At 30.1% G+C, this 13329-nt stretch carries 16 protein-coding genes; 3 read left to right on the top strand and 13 right to left on the bottom strand.

Going from position 1 to position 13329, the window contains the following annotated elements; genetic code table 11:
- Positions 1–23: 23 nt before the first annotated feature.
- From D3P13_RS13055 to D3P13_RS13015, 9 genes are all read right to left on the bottom strand, one after another.
- Entirely contained in the window at positions 24–806 is a 783-nt protein-coding gene (locus D3P13_RS13055; RefSeq protein ID WP_117883140.1) for an ABC transporter permease, read from the bottom strand.
- Positions 799–1518, bottom strand: coding sequence for an ABC transporter ATP-binding protein (locus D3P13_RS13050; RefSeq protein WP_117883132.1), 720 nt, complete (start codon positions 1516–1518; stop codon positions 799–801). The genes D3P13_RS13055 and D3P13_RS13050 overlap by 8 nt, the downstream gene beginning before the upstream one ends.
- Positions 1515–2750 carry a nitrous oxide reductase family maturation protein NosD gene (locus D3P13_RS13045; RefSeq protein ID WP_117883130.1) on the bottom strand — a complete coding sequence of 412 codons (1236 nt, stop codon included), beginning with the start codon at positions 2748–2750 and terminating at the stop codon, positions 1515–1517. The genes D3P13_RS13050 and D3P13_RS13045 overlap by 4 nt, the downstream gene beginning before the upstream one ends.
- A 4-nt stretch (positions 2751–2754) precedes the next feature.
- Positions 2755–3042 carry a cupin domain-containing protein gene (locus D3P13_RS13040; RefSeq protein WP_117883128.1) on the bottom strand — a complete coding sequence of 96 codons (288 nt, stop codon included), beginning with the start codon at positions 3040–3042 and terminating at the stop codon, positions 2755–2757.
- Positions 3043–3109: 67 nt separating this feature from the next.
- Positions 3110–3556: a nitrous oxide reductase accessory protein NosL gene (locus D3P13_RS13035; protein WP_117883126.1), complete on the bottom strand. Its 447-nt coding sequence runs from the start codon at positions 3554–3556 to the stop codon at positions 3110–3112.
- Positions 3557–3636: 80 nt separating this feature from the next.
- Entirely contained in the window at positions 3637–4248 is a 612-nt protein-coding gene (locus D3P13_RS13030) for a hypothetical protein (protein ID WP_117883124.1), read from the bottom strand.
- A gap of 140 nt (positions 4249–4388) precedes the next feature.
- Entirely contained in the window at positions 4389–6353 is a 1965-nt protein-coding gene (gene nosZ / locus D3P13_RS13025; RefSeq protein ID WP_117883122.1) for a Sec-dependent nitrous-oxide reductase, read from the bottom strand.
- Positions 6354–6380: 27 nt separating this feature from the next.
- Positions 6381–6845, bottom strand: a complete 465-nt coding sequence (locus tag D3P13_RS13020; protein WP_117883120.1) for a c-type cytochrome — start codon at positions 6843–6845, stop codon at positions 6381–6383.
- 37 nt (positions 6846–6882) lie between these two features.
- Complete coding sequence (locus D3P13_RS13015; protein WP_117883118.1) at positions 6883–7470, bottom strand: fasciclin domain-containing protein; 588 nt, start codon at positions 7468–7470, stop codon at positions 6883–6885.
- A gap of 121 nt (positions 7471–7591) precedes the next feature.
- On the opposite strand from D3P13_RS13015, the gene D3P13_RS13010 reads away from it, so the two are divergent.
- On the top strand, positions 7592–8020 hold the full coding sequence (locus D3P13_RS13010) for an RrF2 family transcriptional regulator (protein WP_117883116.1): 429 nt from the start codon (positions 7592–7594) through the stop codon (positions 8018–8020).
- A gap of 101 nt (positions 8021–8121) precedes the next feature.
- On the opposite strand, the gene hemN is transcribed toward D3P13_RS13010, so the two are convergent.
- Entirely contained in the window at positions 8122–9489 is a 1368-nt protein-coding gene (gene hemN, locus D3P13_RS13005; protein WP_117883114.1) for an oxygen-independent coproporphyrinogen III oxidase, read from the bottom strand.
- Positions 9490–9606: 117 nt separating this feature from the next.
- Between hemN and D3P13_RS13000 the strand changes: the two genes are divergently transcribed.
- A complete protein-coding gene (locus D3P13_RS13000; protein WP_157972915.1) occupies positions 9607–10431 on the top strand; it encodes a universal stress protein in 825 nt (274 codons plus the stop codon).
- Positions 10432–10576: 145 nt separating this feature from the next.
- Here D3P13_RS13000 and D3P13_RS12995 read toward each other — a convergent pair whose 3' ends face one another.
- On the bottom strand, positions 10577–11014 hold the full coding sequence (locus tag D3P13_RS12995) for a hypothetical protein (protein ID WP_117883110.1): 438 nt from the start codon (positions 11012–11014) through the stop codon (positions 10577–10579).
- Between the two features lie 357 nt (positions 11015–11371).
- Between D3P13_RS12995 and D3P13_RS12990 the strand changes: the two genes are divergently transcribed.
- Positions 11372–11986, top strand: a complete 615-nt coding sequence (locus D3P13_RS12990) for a WG repeat-containing protein (RefSeq protein WP_117883108.1) — start codon at positions 11372–11374, stop codon at positions 11984–11986.
- An 85-nt stretch (positions 11987–12071) separates the two neighbouring features.
- On the opposite strand, the gene D3P13_RS12985 is transcribed toward D3P13_RS12990, so the two are convergent.
- Positions 12072–12461, bottom strand: coding sequence for a hypothetical protein (locus D3P13_RS12985; RefSeq protein WP_117883106.1), 390 nt, complete (start codon positions 12459–12461; stop codon positions 12072–12074).
- A 15-nt stretch (positions 12462–12476) separates the two neighbouring features.
- Positions 12477–13319, bottom strand: a complete 843-nt coding sequence (locus tag D3P13_RS12980; protein WP_117883104.1) for a universal stress protein — start codon at positions 13317–13319, stop codon at positions 12477–12479.
- Between the last annotated feature and the right edge of the window lie 10 nt (positions 13320–13329).

Genomic DNA, 13329 nt, shown 5'->3' with positions numbered 1-13329 from the left:
TGGTTTTTAATTTTGGGTGTTGTTTAAAAATCTTTCCTTTTTGATTTAAACAATATTCTTAAGATAGGAAAAACAACCCAAAGCGAAAGTACACTAAAAGAAATTACCATACCGAAGTTTGTACCGAAGAATTTTTGAAAAACAGCACCTGTATAGCCGAGTAGGGCGGAGATGTCTAATTTTAAAAGTATTAAAATTCTCGATAAATCTATAGGGTTAAACATGGTTGCTATTAAAGAGAATTTATCTAATGGATATTCTTGAAGCATCACTAGAGAAATCAAAAATAACCCATCATAAATTACAGCTAAAAACAGCCACATTAAAATGGCATAACCAAAACCTTTTATTTTATTTTCGTTAGAAAGAGCAATGTTAAATGCCAAGGCCACAAAAATAAAAGTCAAAAATGCCCCAACGATTATTAGCGATAAAAAATTAAAAATTTCTGATGATTGTAGCAGTCCATATGCTAAAAATGGTATACCCAAACCAATCACTAAACTTAAAGAGAGTGAAATAGCCACTCCTAAATATTGACCAATAAAAATGGTTGATCTTTTTAAGGGTTGGGCTAATAATAACTCTGTAAACTCGCGGGAGTTATAATAATACATAACACCAAAAATGGTTCCTATTAACGGTGTTAGTACCACAATAATATTCATTAAAGTAATAACCGCTTTTGACACGTCATTATTTAAAAATAGTAATACAGAACCTAAGCCTAAATAGAATAAAAAATATACGTAACTCCAACTGCTACGCATTAAATCGTAAAAACTATATTTTAATATTTTAAACATTTTCTTTTGTTAAAATTGCTGCAATAGCATGTTCTAAATCGGTTTGTTTGGTCTGCTCTTTTATGGCAGCTAATGTTCCTTTAAAATAGATTTTACCATCTAATAGAAACACAATTTCATCAGCCATTTCTTCCACAAAACTCATAATGTGCGAAGTAATTAATATCATTTTACCCTTTTCTTTTTCAGCTACTATTATTTTTTTAAGATTGAGTAAAGAAATTGGATCTAAACCAGTTGTGGGCTCATCCAAGATAATAAGTTCACTATCAAACATAAAAGTCAATAGGATGTTTACTTTTTGCTTCGTACCCCCTGATAAATTGCCTAATTTTTTGTCTAGAAAAGGTTCTAAACGAAACAAATCAATAAATTCTTGATCAGCTGCAGGTTTAGGTCTTAGGTTTTTAACCATTTTAATCAATTCGTTTACGCTTAAATTACTTGGAAAATTGGCAATTTGTGGTAAATAATTGATGTTATTTCTATATTGATGTTTTTTTAAGACACTTTTTCCTTGAATTTCTATTTCCCCATTATTGGGAATAACCATACCTAAAATACTTTTAATTAATGTCGTTTTACCGGAGCCGTTAGGACCTAAAACTGCAAAAATGCCACCTTCAGAAGTATTGGGGTTAATGGTTAGATCTAGCCCTTTTAAGACTTCAACCTTTCCGAATTTTTTATATAAATTTTTTATTTCTATCATTTAATGGGGGTCATTAATGGTGAACTGTCTACCAATTCATCAGGTGTGAACACTGGAGATACTTTTTCTGAAAAATTGATAATATCTACAAATAAACTTCGCAATAAAATAATGGTTTCTGGAGTCTTGTTTACAATGTAAGAGAATAACTTTACAGGACGATAAGGAATGTCACCTATGCCATTTTTATCTAAATCATAACCCGTATAAGAACTCCAATAATTACTGTCAAATTTATTATCATTCATATTGCTATTGTATGAAATGTCAAAAGAATTGTTTAAAAAATTATTCTCCTTAAATATATTGGCATAACAAGCTCCAGCAATTTTTACAGACCAACCGTTGCTTATAAAGTTATTTTTAATATAATTTATTCTGGTTGACCCTTCTACGTTAATACCAATGGTATTTTCTTCAAAAGTATTGTTTTCAATTTCGGCATCATATATTTCTTTTAAAAGTAATCCGTAAGACGCGGTTCCCCAGTTTTTGGTAAATGTGTTGCCAGTCATTTTAATAAATTTGGAAAACATAACAGCAACGCCGGCACCATTATTTGTAAACGTATTGTTATGGTATTCGTTATTGTTTGAAAACATAAAATGTAAACCATAACGCATATTATCATAGCTTTGGTTGTTTGTAACCTTAGTTTCTTTGGTAAATTCTAAATAAATACCATCTCTTAAATTATGAGCTTTATTTCCATCAATAAGCATATTTGAACAATTCCATAAATGAATACCATTACCAGACGCCGATTGATCTATCGCTTGACTTGAAACATGATTTTTAACGATTTTTCCATGATGAGATTTTTCAATTAGAAAACCAAAAAAGACACTCTCTAAGGTATTGTTTTCAAAAGTAAAATGGTTGCTCTGAGAAATATAAACAGCTGCATAATCTTTGGTATAGCTTTTCCCTGGGTTTTTAATTACCAGTCCAGTTACAGAAACACTGTCAGATTTTACAATAAGTACATATCCTTTTTTTTCTCCATCAATTATTGGATTACCCTCACCAATTATTTGTAAAGGCTTGTCAATTAAAATATTACTTTCTAAGTAAGTACCCTTTTTTATTGTTATTTTATCATGTGGTTTTGATTTAGCAATAGCATCGGTGAGTGAGTTAACATCGCAAGTAGCACATACCTCTATAGATTGAGCATAACTATTGGAAATTATTAAAAGTAATAATAAAAGGGGAAGTGTTTTCTTTAGCATTTTACTATCTAATTATCAAAAATCTAGAATTTTTATGAGCAGTAACGTAATGCTCAATGTTTTTTTCAAAACTATAACACTGATGTTTAGCTAAAGTAACAATTTTATTTTCAATATGGAAATCGATTTTTCCCTCTAAAACAACAAGAAGTGTAGTTTTGGGTGATGTATGTGTTGGGAAAGTTTTGCCTTTTTCTAAGCTTATTAACAACGTTTCAGTACTATCTGTTGTAAAGATTTTAGTAACGTTTAAACCTTTAATAGGGATGTCTGTAATACTATTTTTATTCATTTTTTGGATTTAAAAAAGCTGCCCTAAATTTAATTATAAGACAGCTTTAGCTAATTTGAGTGAGTATTTATTTACCTTGAGAACCAGACTGATAAAGTGCCTTTAGCTCTTGCCAGTTATAGCTTTTGTCTACATCAGTTTTGACAAGCTTTTCTACATCTTCTTTATTTTTAAAAGCAGATAAGTTAGCTCCCATAGGGCTTTTTATTGCAGGAGAAATTAAAAATGTTGCGGAATTGGCATCTATTAATGTTGTAGGATTTAGATAGTCTGTAACCAAAAATAATTCCAATTTGCTTTTATCTTTATCTTCCATGTCATTTAGCATGCATTCAATAGCATCATATTTAAAAGACTTCCCTTTTTTAGTAACAATTTGAGCAGCATGTGTTTTATCTACAATTGTCATTTTGCAAAAATTGCAGGCATCTTTACCATATTCAATTTTTGAGGGTTCAATAGAACATGAAACCAATATCAGAGATAATGAAAGTAAAAAATATAATTTTTTCATTTTTGTCTAGATTAAACTATTCCAATTAAACCTGTTCTCGATACACCATGCAAAGGCTTGGCACGCGAACAGCCATTGTTTTATGCCCTTTTATTCTCTTTTTTTCCTACAAAAAATGCAACGATGGTAAGCATCATTCCTACAAACATCATATAAGCACCTGTGTGTGGTAATGAAGTAACATCAAAATTTAACATTTTTTGATACCCTAATAATGGTGGTTTGTATGTCATAGGTGTTCCATCAGCATTTATAACTTTTATAATAGCATGTGGGTCTAAATCGCCACCATATTCAGTTAACCATTGGTTAAAATCATACATACCTAATACCCCTAAAATGGACATAAGTATAAACCAACCGATAAACCATTTATAGGAAACTTTACCCATAAAACCTAAAATTCCTATGAGAACCCCTAAGGCCACCATACCTCCAATAACCTTAGGAAAGGCGGAGAATTCCCACATTTCTTCTGGTTTAGGTATCACTTTCATACCAATATAATGGTTTAAGCCGTCTATGTTTTGTAAATCAAATTCGGAAACTCCCTTTATACCATCAATATAAATATCCATACCTAAAGGTTCTGGATATTGAGGTGCTCCTAACATAATATTCCATAAAGGAAATTTGAATAGGCCCATTAGTAATAAAGAGCCGATAATCATTATAATACCTGCTTTTTTCATCTTTTTGTAATTTTTTACCTCTCCTTTGGAGAGGTCAGAATTCCTTTTTAGGAATTCTGGGTGAGGATAAAAACAAAAAGGCTGTACGAAATTAAAGGATTGAAATTTTCAATACAGCCTTTTCAAACTAAAATAAATGTTTATTCACCGTCTAAAGACCATGATAACTCTATGTCTGAATTTGCTGGTGATACTCTAACATATCCCTGCATTTCTTGATGCAATGCACTACAGAAATCTGTACAATAGAAAGGCCAAACACCTACTTGTTTAGGTTCCCATGTAAGGGTTTTTGTTTGTCCTGGCATAATTAGCAATTCAGAATTGTTTGCACCAATCATAGCAAATCCATGAGGTACATCAAAATCTTGTTCGTGGTTTGTGATATGGAAATACACTTTATCTCCAACCTTAACACCTTCAATATTATCTGGTGTAAAATGAGACCTAATCATTGCCATAGAGATATGTACTTCTTTACCATTTCTAGTCACTTTGGCTTGATCTGGAGAAGTTATCGCATATGGATGTTTGTTCTCATCTAATCTGTATATTTTTTGTGAATTACCTTTTATTAGATCAGCTGGAATACCTGCAGCATAATGAGGTTCACCATGTGTTGGGAAATCATAAATCAATTCCATTTTTTCACCTGAAATATCATATAGTTGTGCTGAATGCTCTAATTCAGGTCCAGTTGGTAAATAACGGTCCTTAGTAATTTTATTCATGGCAACCACATATTTTCCGAAAGGTTTTCTAGAGTTTCCACCAGGAATCATTAAGTGACCCACTGAATAATAAGTAGGTTTTCTATCAATTACTTCCCAAGTACCTATTTTCCATTTCACTACTTCAGAAGAAATAAAGAACGTAGTGTACGCATTCCCTTTATCATCAAATTCTGTATGTAATGGGCCTAAACCACCAGATTTTACCACACCAGCTAAAATATCCTCATATTTTAAAATTGGAATTCCATAAGCATCACCGTCAAATTTTTTGTTTTCAATAGCATCTAACATTTTTGCAAATGAATGTACCGTTAAGTCTGCTGATAATTTACCATTACCGATAATGTATTCTCCTGATGGAGTTACATCACAACCATGAGGTGATTTTGGTGTAGGTAAAAAATAGACTGCACCAGGAATGTCTAATGGATTTACTGTTAACACTTCTTTTACCATAGTAGAAGTTGCAGTATGTGTATGCTCATCATAAACGTTATGTGCGTAATTAGTAGGCATCTTAGTACCACCACCATTGTTAACGTATTCTTCAATTTTTTTCCAATTGATTGCAGCTATAAAATCTTTGTCATTTTGAGAAGCATTTACTTCTAATAATGAGTTCGCTTCTTCGGTATTGTAAGTAGTAAAGAAGAACCAACCATGAGATTTATCTCTACCTGGGTGAGAAAGATCATAGTTAAAACCTGGCATTAATATTTGAAATTTAATACCCATTCTACCCGTTTCTTTATCTACACTAATAAAAGATAAAGCCCCTTTAAATTTACCTTTATATTCATTAATAGGTAAATCGGCTTGAGGTACAGGAACAGAAAAACGTGTACCAGCAACTACATATTCTGTGTTTTCAGTAATAAATGAAGAACTATGATTACCTGCACTATTAGGTACTTCAATAATTTCTTCAGTTTCAAAAGTCTTAAGACTAATTCTAGCAATACGAGGTGTATTATTACCATTAATAAATACCCATCTGCCATCTAAAACACCATTAGTTTGAGAAATATCAGGGTGGTGAGAATCATCCCAAGGTACCATCCCAAATGAAGTATTTAACATCGGTTTAGTTTCTTCAGAGTAACCATAACCTGTGGTTGGAAACTGTGAAAAAACAGGAATTTCTTTAAACATTCTACCAGAAGGTAAACCATAAACAGTAAGGTTACCACTATATCCTCCAGACATAAACGCATAAAACTCGTCATATTCACCTGGTGCAACATACACTTTTTCGGCGTTACTGCTATTTAAAGCACTATTGTTACCCGAAGATTTACCATTATTACCACAACTGCTCAGTAAAACAGAAGCTGAAAATAACAGCGTCATTATTTTAAGTATTGATTTCATATTAAGTTAATTTAAAGTTTGATTTATTTATAAAGTTCTAAAATATTCTAAGACAGCTCTTGCTTGCTCTTCTGTCAAATTTTGATTTGACATTGGTGACAAATATTCAGCTAATAATGCTTTCGCAATAGGATCTTCTTTTACCATTACTTCTGGATTCAAAATCATGTTCATAACCCATTCAGGAGTTCTTCTTTCCAATATCCCTTTTGGAGCAGGACCCACAAACTTTTTTTCTGCTTTATGACAAGCAGAACACATTTGCTTATAAACTTCGGCACCTTTTTTTGCTAATTCTTGATCTACTTCGGCAGCTAAGGTTACACTTGTAATAGGTCCAACTCCTTTATTTTGCATTGGATCAACTTCTACAACCTCTTCTTTTACTACTTCTTCTTTTGGGGCCTCAGTACTATCCTTTTTTGTTTTGTCACCACAACTTACTAGTACAGCAAGAGAGAGTACAAATACGCTTAAAATTATTTTTCTCATTATTTTAGTTTTTAGTTTTATTATTTATTTTAAACACTTATTTATCTTTTGGAACGATCACATCTCCTATGACATGGATCCAACCGTTGCTAACTTTTACTGTTTTTAATATTTTAGTTCCACCAACATAAAGACCATCATCCTTTTTAACGATTTCTAAATATTCTCCAGAAGCCATATATAACTTACGACCCTTTTTAGCATCTTTTTCTAATTGTGTATCAGGATAATTTGCCGGAGCCACATGGTTTTTTAAAATAAATGCTAATTTTTCTTTGTTTTCGGGCTTTACTAATGTTTCAACGGTACCTTCTGGTAATTTACCGAAAGCTTCGTTGGTAGGGGCAAAAATTGTTAGAGGACCTGCATTTACAACTGAATTTTCTAAACCAGCAGCTTCTATAGCCGTTACTAACGTTGAAAAATCAGGTAATGATTGAGCCACTTGTAATGCATTTGCATCAGACACGTTATCCGTTACAGAAGCTTGACCTTGATTTTCTGAAGCTTCAGTAGTAGCTTGTTCCGCAGCAGTTGGTGTTGTTTCTGTGCTTTCTTGTTTTTCATTTTTACAAGAAATCATCATGGCGATGATTAAAATTGGAATTAGAGTTTTAAGTTTCATAATTTAAGTTTTGTTAATTTTGTACAAATATATAAGTAGTGCTTAAATGAAAATATGACATTTGTCATATAAAAAGATATTATTATCTTTTTACTTTGTTGTCTTGTTAAAATTATAAAATATGCTTTCAAAATCTAGTACTTACGCCATTAGAGCAGTACTGTTTTTATCATTAAATTCTGATGACGAAAAAAAATTTAATCCAAAATCAATTGCTGAAATAATTGATATACCAGCTCCTTTTTTAGCTAAAACCTTGCAAGAACTTACCAAAAGAAATATAATTTCTTCAAGAAAAGGTAGGAACGGAGGTTTTTATCTTACGGATGCTGATAGACTAAATACAATGATATCTATCGTAGCCGCCATAGACGGATTAGAAAAATTTCAAGGATGTTCTTTAGGTTTACCTGTTTGTGATAGTGAAAATCCCTGTCCAATTCATCATCTAGTAGCACCCTTAAGAAATAAATTAGTAGGGGAGCTAACAAATAAAACAATTGCAAGTTTCACTAAGGAAATAAAAGAAGGACATACACACCTTTTTTAATCTTCTTTCCGCTTGGTTTAACTTTAGTTTATAATCCTTAAAATTAATTTATAAGCTACCATTTTTACCTTATTCTTGGTCTACATTTTTGCATCTTAATATCATACTGTCAATGAAAATAATTTGGTATTTGGTTTGTTACGAACCATACGTAAATCAAATGCCATACATATATTTCTTACAAATGCCCTTGCATTTTCAGGAATAATGAGTTCATCATCTAAAATTACAACTAAGCCATCTTTTTCTAATTCCTTTAAACGACCTAATGTTTCGGGGAGCTCCTTAAATTTCATATTGTCATTTTTCCAAGAAGTTTTAAAATGACACATAATGTTTAGTATGTGTTTTCTGATTATTAAATCTTCTTCAGTTAATAAATGACCTTTTAAAAGAGGAAGTACTCCTTTTTCAATTTGATCTTGATATGCTTTTAACGTTTTCTCATTTTGTGAAAAACTATACCAAGAATCGCTAATGGCAGACATGCCCAACCCTATCATTAATTGTGTTGGATTTGTAGTGTATCCCATAAAATTCCTGTGCATATTAGCGTCTTTAAAAGCTCTAGAGAGGGAATCTGTTGGTAATGCGAAATGATCCATACCGGTTTCAATATATCCTAGATTTAGTAACATATGTTTACCCATTTCATATAGTTTTCGTTTGGCATCACCATTGGGTATATCTGAATCTTTAAAGCCTCTTTGGCCCACACCTTTAATCCATGGTACATGAGCATAACTGTAAAACGAAATACGTTCAGGTTTTAATTCTTTCGTTTTTTTTATGGTATCTATAATATCGTTAATGGTCTGAAATGGTAATCCAAAAATAAGGTCGTGGCTAATAGAAGTATAGCCAATATCTCTAGCCCATTGGGTTACATTTTTTACATCTTCAAAGGACTGCTTTCTATTAATAGCTTTTTGAATTTTTTCTGAATAATCTTGTACACCATAACTAACTCGAGTAAAGCCTAAATTATATAATGCCTGTAAATGTTCTTTGGTAGTGTTGTTAGGATGGCCTTCAAAACTAAATTCAAAATCTCTATGTAAATCAACGGTTTTTAGAATCGTTTTTATCATCAGTTCTAAATTTTCCACTTCAAAAAAAGTAGGAGTCCCACCACCTAAATGTAACTCTTTTAACAACGGTTTTTTATCAAATTGTTGCAAGTACAGTTGCCATTCTGCTAATAACGTTTCAATATATGGTGTTTCTAATTCATGTCGCTTCGTAATGTATTTATGACAAGCACAAAAAGTGCACAGACTTTCACAAAAAGGAAGGTGTAGATATAAACTAATTCCCTTTGAAGAATTACTTTCATCAAAAGACTTTTTAATGGATTGCTTCCAGCTATTTTCATCTATGCTATCTTCATTCCAATAAGGAACTGTAGGGTAACTAGTATATCTTGGACCAGGTACATTATACTTTTGAATTAATGTTGAATTTGGCATAGGAATTACTTATTTTCTTGTTGTCAAAATTAATGTTGTTATGATGGAGATACAATGATAAATGTCATATTTACAATACGTTGTAATTTGTATTTTTATAAGAGAAAAAATATAATTATGAAACGGATACTTTTATTAACCGATTTTTCAAATAATGCTAGCAATGCTATAGCATATGCGATGCAGTTTTTTAGTGGAGACACCATTGAGTTTTATGTGCTAAATGTGCAGAAAGTTTCCAAATATATTACAAGTGATTTAATTGCATCTCCCAAAAAATCTATTTATGATTCCGTCATAAAAAACCCTAAAAAAACATTAGAGATTTTAGTAAATGATTTAAAGAAAGAGTATGCTAATGAAGCCTATACTTTTGAAGGAGTTTGTGATTATGATAGCTTTGTAAGTGCGATAAAACAATTGGTAGAAATTGAACATGTTGATATGATTGTTATGGGTACAAATGGAGCTTCAAGTATAAAAGAAACTGTTTTCGGATCTAATACAATTCAGGTTATTGAAAAAGTAGATTTACCTATTTTGGTTATTCCTAACAATTACAAGTACTGTAAACCATCGCAAGTTTTATTTATCAATGATACGGAAATAAGTATGAATAAAAATATCGTAAAATCATTAGTTGGTATTATATCAAAATTTCATTCAGATCTGAATATTTTAACTATTGTTAATCAGAATGAACAAGATAAATATAACCTTCAAAAAGAGGCGTTAAATTCATTTTTTAAAGACACAGCACTAAATTTTTATTCGGATCAAAATATGTCTATTGAAAATGCTGTAGAACATTTTACAGCAACAAAAGAAATACAGTTAATTGCCAAAATTATACATGTTGAATCTTTTTTTAAAAGGATCTTTTCTAAGGCTAGTGCGACAGAGATAACGTATGCCAGTAAAATACCTATATTGTTTTTGTAAGTTTTTTTTAATTGCTTTTTTAAAGGAAATTTTTACAAGAAAAAGATTTATGAAGTAAGTATTAGCATTAAAAGATAGTAAAGGTTATAACCGATACTATCTTTTAAGTCCTTCTCATAGTAATAAGTCCTTCTCATAGTAATTTTCATAGTAATTTTTTTTGCTCTTTCTTTCTCATTTGAGCTTCTACAATGCTAAATATTTGTTTTTTTAATAATTTAGAATTTTTAATGTAGGCATCAACTTTATATTCTAAATCTTGATGCATTTTCAAATAATTTGGATTGCTGGTAACACTGCCTGTGTATATTAATTTAGATAATAATTTTTCCTGATATTGAATCAGATTCATAAATGAATTATATGATTCTTTTTCTTGAGTTATTTTCTTTATTATTTTTTTGATTTCTTCAGATAAACCGGAATCTATAAGGTCAATATAATAAGTACTTAACAAATCATTAAAAAAATGTAACTCATCATTAATAAAACTTACTTCAGACATCCAAAGTTTTGAGTCATCATGCAATTCTTCAATGCTTTTAACTCTACCCAACCAATCTTTTTTAATTTTAGTTTCCATTTTAAGATATTTATAGCGTTATAAAAATTAGAGCGAAATAGAAGTATTTGCTTGCCCCTTTTTAAAGAATTATTAGAATACTTCTATCACCTTTTTTGATGATGGTTTAGCCTCTTCTTCCAGCAATAAATCAAATTTAATTATTGATATAATTATAAGCTTTCCTATTATAAACACTAAGGTATTTATATTGATTCTAATTTGAAATGATATATATCAGTTACATAATTATATATCAAGAGGTGAATTTTTGTTTTGTTAAAACTATTATAATTGGGTTTCATAAAAAATGATCCTGATCATTTCGTAAAAAGCCCGTCGTTAGTAATTTTGATTGAATTATAAATATATACAATCATGAAAAATTTAATAGTTTTAGTGCTGTGCTTTTCCGTCAATCAGATTTTGTTTTCTCAAAATTTAAAGGATATTGATTTGGTTTCTCCTTTTAATGAGGATTTGGCAGCTGTGCAAAAAAATGAGCAATGGGCCTTTATAAATAAAAAAGGTGAAAAGGAAATTGATTTTAGAGATGGTGTCGTAGCCACTGAAATAAATAGTGAAGATCCATCGATAAAGTACCCTATATTTAAAGAAGGTAAATGTATTATTAAAAAGCTAATTGACAATACTTATTATTATGGCTATATGGACAATAAAGGGAATACGATTATAGAACCTCAATTTTTAAATGTTACCAATTTTAAAGAAGGCTTTGCTATAATTATGAAAATAGACACTACGACTATAGGTAAAAACAATATCTTAAGTAAAAATGTTGTTTCCTACAATTTAGAAGAGTACGTTATTGATGATTCAGGTAAAATAATTAAGTATTTAGATAATGGAAGAGGCTATAATGATGCTATGAAATCTAACAGTTTACCTCCAAGTTTTCATTCTAAAATTATTGCTTCTAGGTTAATTGCAGTAAAAAACAAAAATGAAAAATGGAATCTTTATTCATGGTAGTGTTAAATTATAAAACAGGTGAGTATTAACTTACCTGTTTTATAATATAGTATAGAGTTCATATACTATTTTTGTAAAATAATTTTTAAAATGGTACTATACCATACGCCATATTTAAAAGGAAAACACCTACTAAAAACAATAGCATATATAATATCTGTAAAAATTTAATATTTATAATGTTTATCCAATTGATGGTTCTGTCAGGAAAAACAAATAGAGACAAACCAATAAGAAGTGATATATATCCAATAAATGTAATTACAATAGTCCAACTATCTTCCCAAATATTGTGAAATAAAATATTTAGTAAGCCTATTATAATGGCTATAAAAGCCGTAATAATTAGAAATTTTTGATCTTTTAAATCTTCAAAGATTTGTTTGATTCTTTTAGGGTTTAGACTTAATATTAAAAAGAAAATAATTAAATACCATCCCCAAAATTTTGCTAAAAAAATAGATATATTTTCCATAATTATTTATGTTTTTTATTCATGTAATACGATAAAGGGAATCTTGGTACGATAACTTATTTCTTCTACAGTTGGCTTAAACATAACTTGCTGAAAAAGAGTTAAGTTTTTTGCGACCATAAATATCATATCAATATCTCTGCTTTCCACAAAACATTCTATTCCTGCTTCAATTTTTTTATTACTTATTCTATGAAAACTATGGTTAATAGTACTTAAAACTTCATCTAAATATTCTTTATTTTCTAATTGAAATTGTGTTAATTCCTCATTTTTTTTAGCAACATGGACTACTCTTATAATGGTATCATGTTTTTTTGAAAATTCTAAAATATCACTAATTATTTTTGTATGATAAAATATGTTATAGTCAGTTGGAAAAGCTATTTCTTTAGGGACTTTAAATATTGCTTTTTCTGGTATAACCATTACAGGTATTTTTACTTTTGTAATTAAATCGCCAGTATTACTACCAATAACTATTTTTTTAATACCAGAGGCACCTTTGGTTGCCATAACAACTAGGTCAATCTTTTTTTTGTCAATTTGCCCCCTTATCGAATCAATAAAATAATCGTAACTAGGTATTGTTATAAAATTATGATTGGGATTCAAATCTATTTTCTTAATCCTATTTAATAGGTCTTGTAAATCTGATTTCGATTGCTTTAATAGTTCTTTTTCTATGGAGCCACTGAAGGGGAGTGGTGGAGTTTCACCACTTGCATAATTGATAATAGGTGTAACATGTAATATATAAAAATTACATGTTGATTTTTCAAAATATTTTATGGAATATGCTATCGCATTCCATGAATTTTCCGAAAAGTCAGTGGGGATTAAAATATTAGTCATCATTCTATTCGAT

It is taken from the genome of Aureibaculum luteum, assembly GCF_003449015.1.
Taxonomy (GTDB): domain Bacteria; phylum Bacteroidota; class Bacteroidia; order Flavobacteriales; family Flavobacteriaceae; genus Aureibaculum; species Aureibaculum luteum.
The sequence above is the reverse complement of the archived record's forward strand: the minus strand, read 5'-3'. Positions and strand labels throughout refer to the sequence as shown.

Excerpts from the sequence above, each read along its gene's own strand:
- D3P13_RS13055 (WP_117883140.1), bottom strand. The coding sequence starts at position 806 with ATGTTTAAAATATTAAAATATAGTTTTTACGATTTAATGCGTAGCAGT.
- D3P13_RS13050 (WP_117883132.1), bottom strand. The coding sequence starts at position 1,518 with ATGATAGAAATAAAAAATTTATATAAAAAATTCGGAAAGGTTGAAGTC.
- D3P13_RS13045 (WP_117883130.1), bottom strand. The coding sequence starts at position 2,750 with ATGCTAAAGAAAACACTTCCCCTTTTATTATTACTTTTAATAATTTCC.
- D3P13_RS13040 (WP_117883128.1), bottom strand. The coding sequence starts at position 3,042 with ATGAATAAAAATAGTATTACAGACATCCCTATTAAAGGTTTAAACGTT.
- D3P13_RS13035 (WP_117883126.1), bottom strand. The coding sequence starts at position 3,556 with ATGAAAAAATTATATTTTTTACTTTCATTATCTCTGATATTGGTTTCA.
- D3P13_RS13030 (WP_117883124.1), bottom strand. The coding sequence starts at position 4,248 with ATGAAAAAAGCAGGTATTATAATGATTATCGGCTCTTTATTACTAATG.
- nosZ (WP_117883122.1), bottom strand. The coding sequence starts at position 6,353 with ATGAAATCAATACTTAAAATAATGACGCTGTTATTTTCAGCTTCTGTT.
- D3P13_RS13020 (WP_117883120.1), bottom strand. The coding sequence starts at position 6,845 with ATGAGAAAAATAATTTTAAGCGTATTTGTACTCTCTCTTGCTGTACTA.
- D3P13_RS13015 (WP_117883118.1), bottom strand. The coding sequence starts at position 7,470 with ATGAAACTTAAAACTCTAATTCCAATTTTAATCATCGCCATGATGATT.
- D3P13_RS13010 (WP_117883116.1), top strand. The coding sequence starts at position 7,592 with ATGCTTTCAAAATCTAGTACTTACGCCATTAGAGCAGTACTGTTTTTA.
- hemN (WP_117883114.1), bottom strand. The coding sequence starts at position 9,489 with ATGCCAAATTCAACATTAATTCAAAAGTATAATGTACCTGGTCCAAGA.
- D3P13_RS13000 (WP_157972915.1), top strand. The coding sequence starts at position 9,607 with ATGAAACGGATACTTTTATTAACCGATTTTTCAAATAATGCTAGCAAT.
- D3P13_RS12995 (WP_117883110.1), bottom strand. The coding sequence starts at position 11,014 with ATGGAAACTAAAATTAAAAAAGATTGGTTGGGTAGAGTTAAAAGCATT.
- D3P13_RS12990 (WP_117883108.1), top strand. The coding sequence starts at position 11,372 with ATGAAAAATTTAATAGTTTTAGTGCTGTGCTTTTCCGTCAATCAGATT.
- D3P13_RS12985 (WP_117883106.1), bottom strand. The coding sequence starts at position 12,461 with ATGGAAAATATATCTATTTTTTTAGCAAAATTTTGGGGATGGTATTTA.
- D3P13_RS12980 (WP_117883104.1), bottom strand. The coding sequence starts at position 13,319 with ATGATGACTAATATTTTAATCCCCACTGACTTTTCGGAAAATTCATGG.